13 protein-coding genes are annotated in these 16,783 nt (G+C 42.8%); 5 read left to right on the top strand and 8 right to left on the bottom strand.

Going from position 1 to position 16,783, the window contains the following annotated elements; genetic code table 11:
* Nucleotides 1-52: 52 nt before the first annotated feature.
* The 7 genes from WFY05_RS14395 to hpt form a co-directional block, all read right to left on the bottom strand.
* Entirely contained in the window at nt 53-2,689 is a 2,637-nt protein-coding gene (locus WFY05_RS14395; RefSeq protein WP_340113593.1) for a DNA gyrase/topoisomerase IV subunit A, read from the bottom strand.
* Nucleotides 2,690-2,737: 48 nt separating this feature from the next.
* On the bottom strand, nt 2,738-4,573 hold the full coding sequence (locus WFY05_RS14390; protein WP_340113592.1) for a DNA topoisomerase IV subunit B: 1,836 nt from the start codon (nt 4,571-4,573) through the stop codon (nt 2,738-2,740).
* A gap of 268 nt (nt 4,574-4,841) precedes the next feature.
* Complete coding sequence (locus tag WFY05_RS14385; RefSeq protein ID WP_340113591.1) at nt 4,842-6,620, bottom strand: MutS-related protein; 1,779 nt, start codon at nt 6,618-6,620, stop codon at nt 4,842-4,844.
* Nucleotides 6,621-7,313 (bottom strand): phosphatase PAP2 family protein, encoded by a 693-nt coding sequence (locus tag WFY05_RS14380; RefSeq protein ID WP_340113590.1) that lies wholly within the window; start codon nt 7,311-7,313, stop codon nt 6,621-6,623.
* Nucleotides 7,313-8,302 carry a GTPase ObgE gene (gene obgE / locus WFY05_RS14375; RefSeq protein ID WP_340113589.1) on the bottom strand — a complete coding sequence of 330 codons (990 nt, stop codon included), beginning with the start codon at nt 8,300-8,302 and terminating at the stop codon, nt 7,313-7,315. Before obgE ends, WFY05_RS14380 begins: the two co-directional genes overlap by 1 nt.
* Before the next feature lie 71 nt (nt 8,303-8,373).
* Nucleotides 8,374-8,946: an adenylate kinase gene (locus WFY05_RS14370; RefSeq protein WP_340113588.1), complete on the bottom strand. Its 573-nt coding sequence runs from the start codon at nt 8,944-8,946 to the stop codon at nt 8,374-8,376.
* Nucleotides 8,947-8,971: 25 nt separating this feature from the next.
* Nucleotides 8,972-9,511: a hypoxanthine phosphoribosyltransferase gene (hpt, locus tag WFY05_RS14365; RefSeq protein ID WP_340113587.1), complete on the bottom strand. Its 540-nt coding sequence runs from the start codon at nt 9,509-9,511 to the stop codon at nt 8,972-8,974.
* A 106-nt stretch (nt 9,512-9,617) separates the two neighbouring features.
* Between hpt and purE the strand changes: the two genes are divergently transcribed.
* The 5 genes from purE (at nt 9,618) to WFY05_RS14340 (ending at nt 14,899) form a co-directional block, all read left to right on the top strand.
* Complete coding sequence (gene purE, locus WFY05_RS14360; protein WP_340113586.1) at nt 9,618-10,124, top strand: 5-(carboxyamino)imidazole ribonucleotide mutase; 507 nt, start codon at nt 9,618-9,620, stop codon at nt 10,122-10,124.
* Nucleotides 10,125-10,225: 101 nt separating this feature from the next.
* A complete protein-coding gene (locus WFY05_RS14355) occupies nt 10,226-11,041 on the top strand; it encodes a PorV/PorQ family protein (RefSeq protein ID WP_340113585.1) in 816 nt (271 codons plus the stop codon).
* Nucleotides 11,041-13,083, top strand: coding sequence for a helix-hairpin-helix domain-containing protein (locus tag WFY05_RS14350; protein ID WP_340113584.1), 2,043 nt, complete (start codon nt 11,041-11,043; stop codon nt 13,081-13,083). The genes WFY05_RS14355 and WFY05_RS14350 overlap by 1 nt, the downstream gene beginning before the upstream one ends.
* A 38-nt stretch (nt 13,084-13,121) precedes the next feature.
* Nucleotides 13,122-14,264, top strand: coding sequence for a 1-acyl-sn-glycerol-3-phosphate acyltransferase (locus WFY05_RS14345; protein ID WP_340113583.1), 1,143 nt, complete (start codon nt 13,122-13,124; stop codon nt 14,262-14,264).
* A complete protein-coding gene (locus WFY05_RS14340) occupies nt 14,264-14,899 on the top strand; it encodes an HAD family hydrolase (protein WP_340113582.1) in 636 nt (211 codons plus the stop codon). Before WFY05_RS14345 ends, WFY05_RS14340 begins: the two co-directional genes overlap by 1 nt.
* Here WFY05_RS14340 and recJ read toward each other — a convergent pair.
* Entirely contained in the window at nt 14,896-16,620 is a 1,725-nt protein-coding gene (gene recJ / locus WFY05_RS14335) for a single-stranded-DNA-specific exonuclease RecJ (RefSeq protein ID WP_340113581.1), read from the bottom strand. The two genes, WFY05_RS14340 and recJ, sit on opposite strands and share 4 nt — an antisense overlap.
* Nucleotides 16,621-16,783 lie beyond the last annotated feature (163 nt).

The raw sequence follows: 16,783 nt of genomic DNA, 5'->3' as shown, positions 1-16,783 counted from the left end.
TCAATGTTCAGAGCATCAAGAAAACTTTGAACTTTGAACTCTAAACTTTGAACTAAAATAGTGACATTTGATTTCCATTGTCGTCATCATCGTCATTTTTCGGACGATTTACTTCGAATGGAATATCATCCTTCTCCGGCTCATCGTCAGCCTGCTCTTCCGGTTCACGGTCATCTTCGTCTTTTACAACAGGTTCAATCTCCTTAATGTTTTTCACTTCGTAATTCGTTAGGCGCTTCCCTTTAGCTTTCCACGATTTCACCCCGATAAATTCAGCAACTTCGATGATCTCGTTGTCACGCTCTTCGTTTTTGCCTCCAAAAGTTAACTCAAGTCGTGGGTAATGTACCCAGGTAATGCTCACCAACTTGTTGTCGGGATTGTCGCCAATAAACGGAATCAACTTCCCTTCGACTTCCTCAATTTCAAAGCGTTTTACGTAATAAAACTGTTGCTCTGCATCGAAATAAACAGCCGATAAAATTTTCGATTTATCAAATTTCTCAATGCACAGAATATTGGGTTCGAAGTGGTTACTAAGGTCGTAATTGTACAGCTGATATTCACCGCTCTTATACAGCACAAGGATCTTATCCTCGCCCATAAATTCGCCCAGATAGTTACCTCGGTTGTCGGCATTTAAGCGCAACACGTCAGGATCGAACCAGATCTTTCGGCCACCCAGGGTAGATACTCCTTTTTCTTTCAGCGAAATTTTGTGTACTTCGTATTTGGTAAGAATATTACCCATCGATTGCTTTCCTTTAATGGCCAGCTCACTCAGGTCTTCTTCGAAAGTTAATTTTTTAAGCCTTGGTTTTGGTTTTAGCACTACTCTCAAAGTTTCGGCCTCACCGTTCGGATTGGCCGAAAAATAAGTAATGCGCGATCCTTTGGTTCCTTTAGTCACATTGTATTCTTTGTCGCGCGTTACGCCGGTAACAAAGAATCGCTTCATGTAGTAATACCCGGTTTTGCCGTCTTTGTAAACCACATTGTAAATGGTGCGTTTATCGTTTTTCTTGAATACTGCAATGTGCAGCAGGTTTTTCCCGATAAACGCCTTATCCGAAACTTTGGTAACATAGTAGCTGCCATCGCGCCGGAAAATTATGATGTCGTCGATATCGGAACAGTCGCACACGAACTCAGCCTTTTTCAACGAGGTTCCCATAAATCCTTCTTTGCGGTCGACATAAAGTTTTTCATTCTTCACCACAACCTTGCTGGCCACAATGTTCTCGAAACTCCTGATTTCGGTTTTACGGTCGCGGCCCTTACCATACTTGGCTTTCAGGTGCTGGAACCATTTTATCGTGTAAGGAACAATGTTTTTGATGTTGTTCACCACCTCGGCAATCTCGTCTTCAATAGCTTTCAGGTGATCGTTGGCTTTATCTTTATTAAATTTAAGGATACGCGCCATGCGAATTTCCATGAGTTTCAGAATATCTTCGCGGGTAACCTCTCTTTTCAGTTTGGGTTTCCATGGCTCCAGTCGCTTGTCGATATGCGCAACAGCCTGGTCCATGTTTTCCGAATCCTCAAATTTCTTGTCCTTGTATATGCGTTCCTCGATAAATATTTTTTCGAGCGAAGAAAAATGCCATTGCTCTTCCAGCTCACTTTTTTTGATCTCGAGTTCCAGTTTCAGAAGTTCCTTTGTACTATCAGCCGAACGCTTTAAAATTTCCTTCACCCCAATAAACAAGGGTTTATCGTTTTCGATGATACAGGCATTTGGCGACAACGAAATTTCGCAGTCGGTAAAAGCGTACAAGGCGTCGATGGTTTTATCGGATGAAACACCGGAGGCCAAACGAACCAGGATCTCCACATTTTCAGCCGTGTTGTCATCGATCTTCTTCACCTTGATCTTCCCCTTATCATTGGCTTTAATGATGGACTCGATCAGCGAAGTAGTCGTTTTACCATAGGGAACTTCGGTTATGATCAGCGTTTTATTATCCTGCTTCTCGATTTTCGCGCGCACTTTAATGCTTCCACCACGGACACCGTCGTTGTATTTGCTAAAATCGGCCGAACCGCCGGTTGGGAAATCGGGATACAGTTCAAAATCTTTTCCTTTAAGATAATTGATTGAAGCATCTATCAGTTCATTAAAGTTGTGTGGGAACATTTTTGAAGCCAGACCAACGGCAATACCGTCGACACCCTGTGCCAGCAACAAAGGAAATTTTACAGGAAGCGTTACCGGCTCCTTTTTCCGGCCGTCGTATGAAAGTTTCCACTCGGTAGTTTTTGGATTAAAAAGAACCTCAAGTGCAAACTTCGACAAACGCGCCTCGATGTAACGCGGAGCGGCTGCACCGTCCCCGGTTAGCAGGTTCCCCCAGTTTCCCTGGCTGTCGATCAGCAATTCTTTTTGCCCCAGTTGAACAATCGCATCACCGATGGAAGCATCACCGTGCGGGTGATACTGCATGGTTTGCCCGATAATGTTAGCCACTTTGTTGTAGCGCCCGTCATCCATTTCGCGCATGGCATGCAAAATACGGCGCTGCACAGGTTTCAGGCCATCGTTGATGTACGGAACTGCGCGTTCAAGGATCACGTAAGAAGCATAATCCAAAAACCAGTCGCGGTACATCCCCGATAAATAGGTTACCTCGTCCTTTAGCTGTTCGTCCTGTATTTCTTCGTTATTATTGGTGTTCTCTTCCGACATTCTTACTTTTCAGGTTTGTAAATGCCACAAGGGCAATTGGTTTTTATGTTAAGCCACTTCGTCTTTCTCTACATACAGATTATCGATAATAAAATCCTGCCGGTCAGGTGTGTTTTTTCCCATGTAAAATTCAAGCATCTGAGCCACCGATTCATGCTTTTTCATTTGAACCGGATCGAGGCGAATGTCTTTCCCGATAAAATGTTTGAACTCATCAGGCGAGATCTCACCCAATCCTTTAAAACGGGTGATCTCGGGTTTGCCTTTTAATTTCTTTATGGCTTTTTCTTTCTCGTCGTCAGAATAACAATAATAGGTTTTTTGCTTGTTTCGAACGCGGAACAGTGGCGTTTGCAAAATATGTACATGACCTTTTTTGATCAACTCGGGGAAAAACTGAAGGAAGAAAGTGATCAGCAGCAAACGGATATGCATTCCATCCACATCGGCATCGGTAGCTATAATTACTTTATTGTACCGAAGGTCTTCCATGCTGTCTTCGATATTCAGTGCCGCCTGCAAGAGATTAAATTCCTCATTCTCGTACACCACTTTTTTAGTCAGTCCATATGTGTTCAGCGGCTTTCCTTTTAAGCTGAATACCGCCTGCGTATTTACATCACGCGACTTGGTAATTGAGCCACTCGCCGAATCTCCCTCGGTTATAAAAATGCTCGATTCTTCTTTCCTTTCATCGTTACTGTTGAAGTGGATACGACAGTCGCGCAATTTTTTATTATGAAGGTTGGCCTTTTTAGCCCGTTGCTTGGCCAGTTTTTTTACGCCGGAAATGGCTTTGCGCTCGCGCTCCGATTCCATAATTCGCCTGAGCAGCACTTCGGCGGTTTCGTGGTTTTTATGCAAATAATTATCCAATTCCTTTTGCAGGAAATTTCCCACATGCGCCCTAACTGAAGGCCCCTCGGGGCCAATATCCTTCGAACCCAGTTTTGTTTTGGTCTGGGACTCAAATACAGGCTCTTCAACCTTAATACTGACCGCCGCCACAATTGACGCCCGAATATCAGACGGATCAAACTCCTTCTTGTAAAAATCTCTGATTGTTTTTACCAGTACTTCCCGAAAAGCCTGTAAATGAGTACCACCCTGTGTAGTATGCTGGCCGTTAACGAAAGAATAATAATCTTCGCCATATTGGTTTCCATGCGTGATGGCAACCTCAATATCCTCACCTTTCAGATGTATAATTGGGTAAATTGGGTCGTGATCCATGTTCTCTTCCAGCAGGTCGCGCAATCCATTTCGCGAATAAAAACGCTCACCATTAAATTCAATGGTAAGTCCTGCATTCAGGAAGGTATAATTCTTCATCATGTTCTCGATGTAATCGTTCAGGTAACGATACTTCTTGAACACTTCGGCATCGGGAACAAAAGAAACTTCAGTTCCGTTTTCTTCCTCCAAACCTTTATAGTCTTTTTCGTCGGTTATAACTCCTTTACTAAAGCTAACTTCTTTGGCCGTTCCTTCGCGAACAGCACGAATTGTAAAATTAGTGGAGAGCGCGTTAACGGCTTTGATTCCCACACCATTCAAACCCACAGATTTTTTAAAAACCTTGTTGTCGTATTTGGCACCGGTATTCATTTTGCTGGCCACATCCACCAGCTTCCCAAGAGGAATACCACGACCAAAATCGCGGATTGAAACTTTCTCCTGATCAACGTTCACGATAATCTTCTTACCGTGTCCCATCATAAATTCATCAATGGAATTGTCCATCACCTCTTTCAGCAATACATAAATACCGTCGTCGGCTGAAGATCCGTCGCCAAGTTTTCCGATATACATTCCCGGACGCCTCCGGATATGCTCCTGCCAATCTAAGGTCTTAATCGTTCCTTCGTCGTAATTTGCGCTCATAATTATTCTCCTGAATCCTGCAAAGTATCAGTGAACGCCAACTATTAAATGAAATGTAATTGTGTTTGGGATTTTGCTTATTTCAAATAACTGCGGAATTCACCGGATTGCCACAAATATAATTAAATCATCATGTTTTACGCAGTTTGCCGCGCTTCATTAACTAACAATTTACAGTTGAAAAATACTGAAGAATAAAAACTTCCGGGATCCGAAAACGAATGAAAAATAGAATTTGAAAATCAAGGGATTACACTTCTTCCTAAAGCTAAATTATCCCCATTTTTTTCATCAGAAAAGTGGCATTCATGGTTTTGGTGACACCACCCGACAATTTGTAGTCGAAAACCAGCTCATCATTTTCAATGCTTATTTCGAAACATTTATTGGAAACCTGCACAGGATATTCCTTCTCCATCTCACTGAGCTTCAAATCGTGAGTGGCTATCAACGACACCGCCTGTAAATGCACCAGACGGCGAATCAGCTCTTTCGAACCATTCAATTTGTCGATGGAATTGGTTCCTTTCAGCATTTCATCGAGTATTACAAAATATCGCTCACCGTTCTTTAGCCTGTCGAGTACAGTTTTTATACGGCTTAGTTCGGCAAAAAAATACGATTCATCTTTTAACAGCGAATCAGTAGTTCGCATATTGGTGTAAATATCAATCGGCGTAAAACGCATGGAGGAAGCACAAACTGGAGCTCCCATTTTTGCCAGTACCAGGTTTACCCCAACTGTTCGGAGAAAGGTGCTTTTACCGGCCATGTTGGCCCCGGTAACAATTAAAACCTGCGACCACTTGTTCAACGATAAATCGTTACAAATTCTTTTGTCGGGATGAAGCAGCGGGTGCCCCAACTGAGTGGAAGAAAATTCAAAATCATCTACCTGTACTTGCGGAAATACAAATTCAGGGTGGTTGTTTGAAAAATTTGCAAGGCTTACCAGTGCATCAACTTCCGCAACTACGTCTAACCACACTCCAAGGTCTTTGTGGTATTTTTGGTGCCATTGCCAAAGGCGGTACATGCAGCGAATATCCCACAACAGAAAGGAATTCATGGCCAATCCGACGAGTAAATTTTCCCGGTAATCAAATTCTTTAACCAGGCTTTTTAATTTTTTGAAAGCTTTCGCAGCTGATGGATCTTCTATTCTTTGTTGAAGTTTGAGAAGCAATACCGACTGAAATTCATGTTCTCCGATTTTTCCCAGTTGTTGCATGTACTTGGAAAGAAGCTCCGATTTTCGGCCAAAAAAACCAAAATATTTTGTAACCGGTGTCCAGAAGAAGTAAAGCATAATCCACTGAGCAAACAATGTCAGAATCAGAAAAAGATTGGTGATTCCAAGTATTGCAGGAACGGCAGAGATCAGTGTAATAGCAGGAACAACCCAAATTAAATACCGGATGACAGCTGCCTTTTTCAGTTTCAGGTTTAGCTCCGACCACGACCGGATCTCGTGGTAAATATCTGCTGTCTCTTCAAAAAGTTTTCCTGCCGATAAAAATTCAAGACGCCATTCAGGCTGAGCGGCAAGCTCTTTAACAGCATGCTGTCGCGGTTCAATCTCCTTCTTGTTTTTAAAAGGAAACATCAACCATTTTGCCAGCAGGTTTTTCCCGCTTAAGGTGGAGGTTCTGTTTATAAACTGAAAAAGAGAACCGCTTCCAAAAAGATCGAGATCGTATGAATAAAAATGATCGGTATCGAGAAATTCTTTCCCGTCCGGAAAGTGCAAAAATGAATGCTGAAGTGCCAAACGCTCATCTTCCACCAATTTCAACAAAACCCCTGTTCTTCGTTTTTCCCTTTCAAGCTGGATATTCTTTTTGATGAGATAAAAGAAGAGGGCAACTAAAAGCACCACGTAAATTATGCTTCGCCAATTGAATCCGTCAAAAAAGAATGGAAGAAAAATAAATACAAAAGCCAGAAAGCGATACCAGCCAAACCACCTGAGTTTCGATCGTAAGGATTGAAGCTGACCGGAATACTCATCGAATTTATTTTGGTAAAAATTCTCCGGGGTACGCATTTACAAATAGTTGTAATGATGAAGCAGATAGCTTACAATAAATACTGTAACCAGAAGCACGAAAAACACCAGCCAAATAATTCCTGACTGTTGCTCCGGTAATGCTGTTTTTTCGATTTTCGGCGAACGGGAAAAAAAGAAGTGATTCTCCACAAACATCATTAGCTTATAAATGCCATAGCCTGCACCCCAGCCCAACAGCGCGCCCCCAAGCAAATCGAGCGGATAGTGAACACCCGAATAAATTCTGGAGTAACAGAACATTAAGGTCCAAAGCATCATGAGAATGTAGTAGCTTCGGCGCTTAAAAATGCGGGAGGTAAATACCAAAATCGCTACTGAATTGGCCGCATGTGCTGATACAAATCCGTACAGTCCGCCTTTCCGCAATACATTGTGCACCACGTTTTCAATGGCCGGCTCGTGCACCGGCCGAAACCGCTGTATCGTATCTTTGAGTAGGCCGGAAAACTGGTCGGCAGCAAGAACAAGCAAAGCCAGTGCAATAATGATAAGTATGGATTTGATCCGGTAATTTCGAATAAAATACCAGATGATGATCGCATACAGGGGAACCCAGGTTTCTTTACGGGTGATCGTTAACATGATGGTATCCCAAAAATCGCTGTGAAAACTGTTTAAATACAGGAACAACTCCTTGTCCCACTCAAGAATGTGTTGTAAAAACGCCATTAGCTATTCAATATCTCCCAGATTTTGTCTTTTAAATTTTGAATATTCAATCCTGTTACCGATGAGAAAAACAGGTGCGGAATATCTTTCAGTTCCGCGCTGATTTCTGTCATCAGTTCCTCATCCAGCAAATCGGCCTTACTGATGGCCAGGAAACGCTGTTTGTCGAGTAATTCAGGATTGTACTTTTCGAGCTCGTTCAACAAAATTTTGTATTCTTTTAAATGATCTTTACTGTCGGCCGGAACCATGAACAACAACATGGAGTTACGCTCGATATGGCGCAAAAATCTCAGGCCAAGGCCTTTCCCTTCATGCGCTCCTTCAATAATCCCGGGAATATCGGCCATAATAAACGAGCGCTGTTCGCGATGCCCCACGATCCCGAGGTTGGGAACGAGAGTAGTAAAATGATACTCGGCGATTTTTGGCTTAGCTGCCGATACTACAGAAAGCAATGTTGATTTTCCTGAGCTTGGAAATCCCACCAGTCCAACATCAGCAAGTACTTTCAGCTCCAGTATCCGCCAGCCTTCCACATCTTCTTCTCCGGGTTGAGCGTATCGTGGCGTTTGGTTGGTTGACGACTTAAAATGATCGTTTCCCAAACCTCCGCGGCCACCTTTCATTAATATTTTCGATTCGCCATGTTCAGTAATTTCGAACAGGAATTCGCCCGACTCGGCATCCCTGGCAATGGTTCCCAGAGGTACTTCCAAAACGATATCCTCGCCATCGGCTCCGGTACTGCGTTGCTTTCCTCCTGGATCGCCGTTGCCTGCTTTAATGTGTTTTCTGTATTTCAGGTGCAACAGGGTCCACATGTGCTGATTCCCCTCGAGAATAATATGTCCGCCACGGCCACCGTCGCCACCGTCGGGTCCTCCTTTAGGAATGTATTTTTCCCGCCGCAGATGTGCTGAACCTGCTCCCCCACTTCCGGATTGACAATGAATCCGCACATAATCAACAAAATTCGATTCGGCCATTTTCCTGTTTTTCGATTTTCAACTCCCTACAACTATTCACTCCCCGGGTTCAAATTCGGCGTTAGGCGAAACTATAATTTCTCAACCACCTTTTTTACTCTTTCTGCAATTTCCTCGATGCTTCCCATACCATCAATGGTATGATGCTTGTTTTGAGGATGGTAATACTCGATGATGGGTTCTGTTTTATTACGATAGACTTGAATGCGGTTCTCGATAATTTTCTGATTCTGATCGTCCACTCTGCCTGAAATCTGACCACGAGTCAGCAAACGTTTGATCAGTTCTTCTTTTTCCACTTCAAGACACAGCATGGCCGAAATGGGAGTACCGTTTTCATTCAGCAGTTTATCCAGAGCTTTTGCCTGATTAACAGTGCGCGGGAAGCCATCAAAAATAAATCCTTTGGTATCGGGATTGGTTGCCAGTTTTCCTTTGATCATTTCAATTACCACTTCATCGGGAACCAAATTGCCTTTCGCCATAAACTCGTTAGCTTTTTTACCCAGCTCGGTACCTGCTGCAATTTCACTACGCAATAATTCTCCGGTTGAGAGATGGATCAAATCAAAGGTATCTATCAGAAATTCGGCCTGAGTACCTTTTCCGGCACCGGGTGGCCCAAATAATACAAGATTTAGCATGTTGATTTATTTTGGTTGTTTTTGGTTACTTCATCACTGTATAAATATCGATCAGATTACGCCCCTGTCCGTCATAATCCAAGCCGTAGCCCACAATAAAATCGTTGGGTATTTCCAATCCCACGTATTTCAGATCAACTTCGCGCTGCAGCGCATCGGGTTTTAGCAACATGGTGGCCACCAATACTTCTTTCGGATTTAGTCCGGCCAGTTGCTGCTGAATATTTTCGATGGTAATCCCGGTGTCTACAATATCTTCGAGCACCACAACGGTACGCCCTTCAATGTTCTCGTTCAGCCCGATCAACTGCTTTACTTTTCCGGTAGTTTGATCTCCCTGGTACGAAGCAAGTTTTACAAACGATATTTCAGTCTCCACAAAGTCAATCCTCTTAAATAACTCGGCGGCAAACATAAACGAACCGTTTAGAATACATAGGAACAAAGGATCTTTCCCCGCCAATTCGGAATTCATTTTTTCGGCCATTTCTTCGATCACCGATTGAATTTTTTCGTGAGAAATAAATAATTCGAATTCCTTATCGTGGATTTTGACTTGCTTCATACTAAACTTTGATTTTTATAAATTCTCAAATTGACGTAAATTCGCCCCGAAACGAGAGCTACAAAATAACAAAAACAATTGGACTATCAGAAAAATAAATATAAATATGACACCAAAAGTTAGCATTATTATGGGCAGCACATCCGACCTGAGCGTGATGGAAAAAGCGGCCAAATTATTTGATGAATTTGAAATTCCATTTGAGATCAATGCACTTTCGGCTCACCGTACTCCTGAAGAGGTTGAAACTTTTGCCAAAGGTGCCAAAGACCGTGGAATTAAAGTGATTATTGCCGGAGCAGGAATGGCAGCACATTTACCGGGAGTTATCGCGGCCATGACACCGATTCCTGTTATCGGAGTACCGATCAATGCGAGTCTTTCAGGATTTGATTCAATTTTAGCTATTCTGCAAATGCCTCCGGGAATTCCGGTGGCCACTGTTGCTGTTAACGGAGCCATGAATGCTGCAATTCTTGCCGTTCAAATGATGGCAACCGGCGACGAAGCATTGATGCAAAAAATGGTCGAATACAAAGAAAGCTTAAAACAAAAGATCGTTAAAGCCAACCAGGATTTATCCGAAGTAAAATACAAGTTCAAAACAAATTAAATTGAATAAAATTTTTGTACCTTTAAAGAGGTGTGTTTAAACAACATACCTCTTTTTTTTGCTAAAAACTATTGATGCCACCCTATTGACCTCAAACTTTAATGAAGAGACCCGCTCAAATACTCATTATTCTTACCTTCAGTTTTATGTCGTTAACGGCCAGGGAAAACTATCCGGCAGGAGCGCGGGCAACTGCTCTGTCAAATGCCATAGTCTCGGTGAGCGATGTTTGGAGTACCTTTCATAACCAGGCAACTTTAGCCAATATTGAAAATTTTTCTGCCGGCATTTTTTATGAATCGAGGTACCTGGTTGACGAACTTTCGCTGGCTGCCGGAACCATAAGCCTTCCTGCCTTAAGCGGCACGCTCGGTCTTAGTTTTTACCAATTCGGGTACGGAACATATAAAGAAAGCAAAGTTGGCTTCGGCTATTCCAAACAGCTTTCTAAACGAATGAGTGCTGCCCTTCAATTGGACTATTTTCTGTACCGTTTCCCCGAAAATGATGGAGCAAAAGGATTCCCAACATTTGAAGCCGGGGTAAGTTACCAAGCCACGGATCAACTCACACTGGCCCTGCATATTTTTAATCCGGTGCATAATGGAATTAAAACCCGATACGGGAAACAAAAGTTGCCGGTTATTTTCAGACTAGGTGGACATTATCAATTTTCCGATCGGAGCCTCATCGCGCTTGAGGTTGAAAAAAATAACGATCAGAATGCGATGTTAAAAACCGGAATTGAATTCTACCTGGTAGATAATCTTGCTTTACGTTTTGGCGTTTCGGGTCGGCCGGTACAATTCTCTTCCGGATTGGGGTATTCATTCGGGAGAATAACTACGGACATTGCTTTTAGTTATCACGGCAACCTGGGTCTTACTCCGTCTGTCTCAGTAAACTTTAAACTTTAATGGAAAGAGCAATCAGAAATATCATCCTCCTGCTTTGCTGTACTTTTCCGTTGCTGCTTGTTGCCCAGGAAAACGATCCGCAACAATTGATTGAAGCCATTATTGAATCACAACTCGAAAATATTGAAGAAGGCACCGATGTTGCACTGATCATCGAAGACCTGGAAGGACTTCTTGAAAACCCGATTAACATCAATTCAACCAGTGCAGAAGAATTGTCACGACTGTACCTGCTTAATCCGGTTCAGATCGATCAACTTCTAAAGTATGTAAAAACTTATGGTCCTGTTTACAGCATTTTCGAATTGAACACGATCGACGGATTTACTCCTGATATTCTAAAAAAGATGGAACCGTTCATCGTTTTCGGACCTGTTGAAGAACAAAAAGTTGACTTAAAAAAAGAATTAAAATATGGACGGCACGAACTTCTGCTTCGTGGTCTTGGCACCATGCAGGAAGCACGAGGTTATAAAGAAAAAGATGACGGCACCACGCCGTACGAAGGAAACCGATACCGCTACTATACCCGTTACAGCTATAAAACACGAAATAAACTTACACTGGGATTTACGGCCGAAAAAGATCCCGGCGAAGCCTTTTTACAGGGTTCCAATAAACAAGGTTTTGATTATTATTCGGGACACATCAGTATAAAACCCGGCAAAACGTTTCAGCAAATAATTGCAGGCGATTTTGTGGTGCGTGCCGGTCAGGGACTCACACTTTGGCAGGGATACACAAATGGAAAATCGGTAGATGTATTGGGAATTTCGAAAACAGGACAAAGCATACGCCCTTACACTTCGGTGAATGAAAATGCCTATTTCAGAGGTGTTGCCGCCACTCTTGATTTTGGTCGAGTATCGCTCAGTATTTTTGGTTCGCACAAAAAAGCCGATGGCAACATTGAAACCGACGAAAACGGAATTGAACATTTTACCAGCCTGCAAACTTCGGGATATCACCGAACGCAAAGCGAGATTGAAGATGAAAAATCGGTAAAAGCCAGCGACGCCGGTGCAGTTTTGAGCATGCAATTCAACCATCTAAAAATAGGTGCAAATGCAGTTTATCAACGCTTCGACAAAGCCTTTATTCGAAGTGACCAGTTGTATAATAAATTTCGTTTCTCGGGCGATGAAAACTATACAGGCAGCATCGATTACCTGTTCAGCAAAGGGAAATTCCAGCTTTTTGGTGAAGCCGCTTTATCCAAATCTTTGGGATTTGCTGTCGTTCAGGGAGCCGTTGCCAGACTCAATGATCAACTGAGTTTCTCAGCCTTATTTCGGCATTTCGATAAGAATTATCATGCTTTATGGGCCAACACATTTGCCGATGGAACCAATACCAATAACGAATCAGGTCTGTACCTCGGTACACGAATTCTGCCTGTAAAATTTGTTACGCTTTCGGGTTACAGCGACATGTACCAATCTCACTGGATCAATTACTCCACCGCCGGTCCGTCAAGGGGCTGGGACATTTTTGCCCAGGCCGACGTTCATATTTCGGAGAATTTCAGTTTTTACCTTCGGTTTAAAAATGAGGAAAAAGACAACAAATTCAAAGCGGATAAGCTATATATCAACCTGCCGGAACGCACGCAAAAACTGAGACTGCATATTGATTACCGAATCTCGCAGGTCTTTCAGGCCAAAACACGTTTTGAACACGTTTACTATGAAGAAGAAGATTCAGAAAATGGCTTCATGATTTTTCAGGACATCAAGTACGAACCGTTGAAAATCCCCATCAACCTGATTGCCCGTATAGCCTGGTTTTCGACGGACAGTTACGACTCCCGTATATACGCCTACGAAAACGACTTACTTTACACCTTTGCAGTGCCGGCCTATTACGGAAAAGGAATCAGAACATACCTGAATCTGAAATACCGGATCAGCAAAAATGTGGAGTTCTGGCTTAAAGTTGCCAACACCCGATGGACTGACAGAGAAGTGATCAGTTCGGGGTACAATGAAATAAAAGGAAGCAATAAAAGCGAACTAAAAATGCAACTGAGGTTGAAATTTTAATTCCGAATGTGTTACTTTGTTGTGCTAAATTCTAACGCATGTCAAGCTATAATTTCGATGATATCCGTCCTTACCACGATTCGGAGGTAAAAGAAAAAATGCGGATCCTACTCAAAGACAAGACTTTTGACGAGGTATTGCTGCATTTATTCAAAAACAAGCCTAAAGTGCAAATGGTTAAATTCCAGCTGCGGCGGGTGCGAAGTATCAAACAGTTGCAGGGAGTTTTTATTTATGATTTGCTGCACTGGCTGGTCGATAAAACATCGAAAGGATTGCAGTGCACCGGAATAAATAACCTGGACAAAAAAACGCCTTACCTTTTTATTTCGAATCACCGCGACATTATTCTTGATGCAGCGCTACTTAATTTTCTGATTTTTGAGAACGGGATGAATACCACGCAAATTGCGATTGGCGACAACCTGCTTTTGTACGAATGGATTGAGCACACCGTAAAACTGAACCGCTCTTTCATCATTAAACGAAGCCTACCGCCGCGCGAATTAATGATGGCCTCGAAAAAAGTATCGCAGTTTATTCGCAAATCCATTACCGAGGATAAAATGTCGTGTTGGATTGCACAGCGCGAAGGCCGAACAAAAGACGGCTTCGATAAAACCCAGGACAGCGTACTGAAAATGCTGAACATGAGCAATAAAAATGGCATTTCCGATGGTTTCAACGAACTTAATATCGTTCCTGTTTCTATTTCATACGAAATTGAACCCTGCGGTTTAACTAAGCTGAAGGAACTGATAAAAGTGGAACATTACGGTGAATTGAAAACCAACAAAGACGACCTGAAAAGCATGTCGATGGGAATGTTCGCACCAAAAGGAAGAATTCGTTTTGCCTTTGGCGAACCTATAAAAACCAACTTCACGCTTGCTAAAAATAATGAGCAACGAAATAAGTACGTACGCAATATTGCCGAGTTGATCGATGCACAGATCTATAAAAACTTTAAGCTGTGGCCAAGCAATTACATTGCCTACGACATGCTGATGCAGGAACATCGGTTTAAAGACAAGTACACGGTTGAAGAACAAAAGCGTTTTGAAATTATGGTGGAGCAGGCCATGGTTAACATCGATTACCCGATCACTGATCTGCAGGAACGCTTCCTGAAAGTTTACGCCAACCCGGTTATCAACAAACTAAAAGTTAACGGCCTTTAATGAAGTCGGTAATCTGGGACTGGAACGGCACTTTACTCGACGACCTTGATCATTGCATCGCTTCCATCAATGTTCTGCTCGAAAAAAGGCATTTACCAACTCTTAACACCACACAGTATAAAGCCGTCTTTTCGTTTCCAGTTAAAGATTATTACGAGGCGATCGGTTTCGATTTTAGCCGGGAAGATTTTGCCATTCCTGCACAGGAATTCATCGATCTCTACAACGGCAATGTTGAAAAATGTACACTACATCATGAAGCAGCAGCCGTTTTGGAGCATTTGAAGAAAAAAGGAATCAAACAGTTCGTGTTATCGGCCATGCAGGAAGATATGTTGGAACGTACCTTAAAACACCAGGGAATCTATAACTATTTTGATGCCATTGCAGGATTAGATCATCACTACGCCACCTCGAAAATAGAGCGGGGAGAACAGCTGATTCATCATGCGGGCATCAGTAAAGAAAATGCAGTAATGATCGGCGATACCATTCATGATTTTGAGGTCGCGCAAAAGCTTGGAATCGAATGCATCCTCATTGCCGACGGCCACCAATCGGCCGAACGCTTGAAAAGCACGGGAACAAGAGTAATCGATAGTCTGGGTGATTTACTAAAAAACGGCTGGATTTAAAAAATATCCCTTTTCTTGATATCGCGGATAAACAACTGAAGATTCTTTTTCCCCCGGTATTCATTTTCGGTCACCGAATAACAAATATCAAAAGGCGAACCTGAAGTGATCAGGTCGTAAGCTTCCGACTGATTAAATGCAATACCCGGGAAGATTCCCGAGTTAACATCAGGTTCCACCAAATCGAGTTTAAGGTGCTCCTTGTTTTTACCCACCAAACGGCTTGTTCCGGCATCAAAAACATCTTCGGTAACAAAAACGGGCGTCATGTTGTGCGGTCCGAAAGGCGCGAATTGTTTTAGTATCCTGAAAAATCGGGGTGTAATCTCGCTGAGTGTAATTTTAGCATCCACTTCAACGGTTTGCACCTGTTGCTGGTCGGTGATCTGCCGGGTAACAATTTCTTCAAAGCGTTCTTTAAATTCGGGAATGTGTTCTATCTTCATGGTCAGGCCGGCTGCATACATATGACCACCATACGATTCAAGAAGATCGCTGCATTGCCCAATGGCTTCATACAAATCGAAATCGCGAACCGATCGTGCCGAACCCGTTGCCAAACCGTTTGATTCGGTAAGAATAATGGTAGGCCGGTAAAATTGCTCGGTAACCCGGGAAGCCACAATTCCAACTACACCTTTGTGCCAGTCGCGATTGTAAAGGACGGTGCTGTTCATGGCCTTCAACTCCTCACTACCTTCAATCATATCCAGCGCTTCCTGGGTAATATCGCGGTCGAGTGTTTTACGAATTTCATTAAACGAGTCGATCTCTTCACCCAACAGGTCCGATTTATTTTCATCATCGGAAACCATAATCTGTACTGATTTCTTTCCGTGTTCAATTCGTCCTGACGCATTCAGTCGCGGGCCAATCTTAAAAACGATATCGCTGATGGTAATTTCACTTCCGTTAATACCCGCAAAATTGATAATGGTTTGTAGTCCAACCCCGGGATTCGAGTTCAGTTTTTTCAATCCATAATAAGCCAGCACCCTGTTTTCTCCGGTTATCGGCACAATATCGGCAGCAATACTTACTGCAACCAGATCGAGCAGGTCGTATATTTCTTCGTAATTTATATCGTTCTTTTTCGAATACGCCTGAAGCAGTTTAAAGCCTACCCCGCAACCGGAAAGTTCTTTATAAGGATATGGACAACCGGGTTGTTTTGGGTCGAGTACCGCAACCGCCGGGGGAATTTCGTCTCCCGGATTATGGTGATCGCAGATAATAAAATCGAGACCGCGTTCTTTGGCTTTGGCAATTTTATCTACTGCTTTAATACCGCAATCGAGCGCCACCACCAGGGTATAACCATTCTCAACCGCATAGTCAATGCTTTTGGGCGAAATACCGTACCCTTCACTGTACCTGTCCGGAATGTAATATTCAATTTCGTTTATTCGCTGTTTAAGGAAAAGGTACATTAAGGCCACCGAAGTGGTCCCATCCACATCATAATCGCCGTAAACAATTACTTTCTCCTGATTTTCGATGGCTTTTTGCAAGCGTTCAACTGCTTCATCCATGTCTTTCATCAGAAACGGATCGTGAAGATCGCTCAAGCGTGGCCTAAAAAATGCTTTGGCCTCGTTGTAGGTTTTAATGCCGCGCTGTACCAGCAAACGGGCAATAACCATATTGACATTTAACGCCGCAGAGAGGTGTTTTACCTCGTTTTGGTCGCCTTGTTTCTTTAAGTCCCAAATTTTTTCCATGCCGCGTTTGTAGATATTTTTTTGGTGAATGTGCAAAGATACAAAATGCGCGTTCATATTGAAACAAATCATAAAATCGCACCAATATTTTTTGGGTTTCATTGTTGCTGAAAACCATAAGCAACTAGTTTTATTATCTTTGCCCAAATTTTTCAACAGACAG

This window comes from Maribellus mangrovi (assembly GCF_037646455.1).
Taxonomy (GTDB): Bacteria; Bacteroidota; Bacteroidia; order Bacteroidales; family Prolixibacteraceae; genus Draconibacterium; species Draconibacterium mangrovi_A.
Note: the sequence above shows the minus strand (reverse complement) of the source record. Positions and strands in the feature narration are given on the sequence as shown.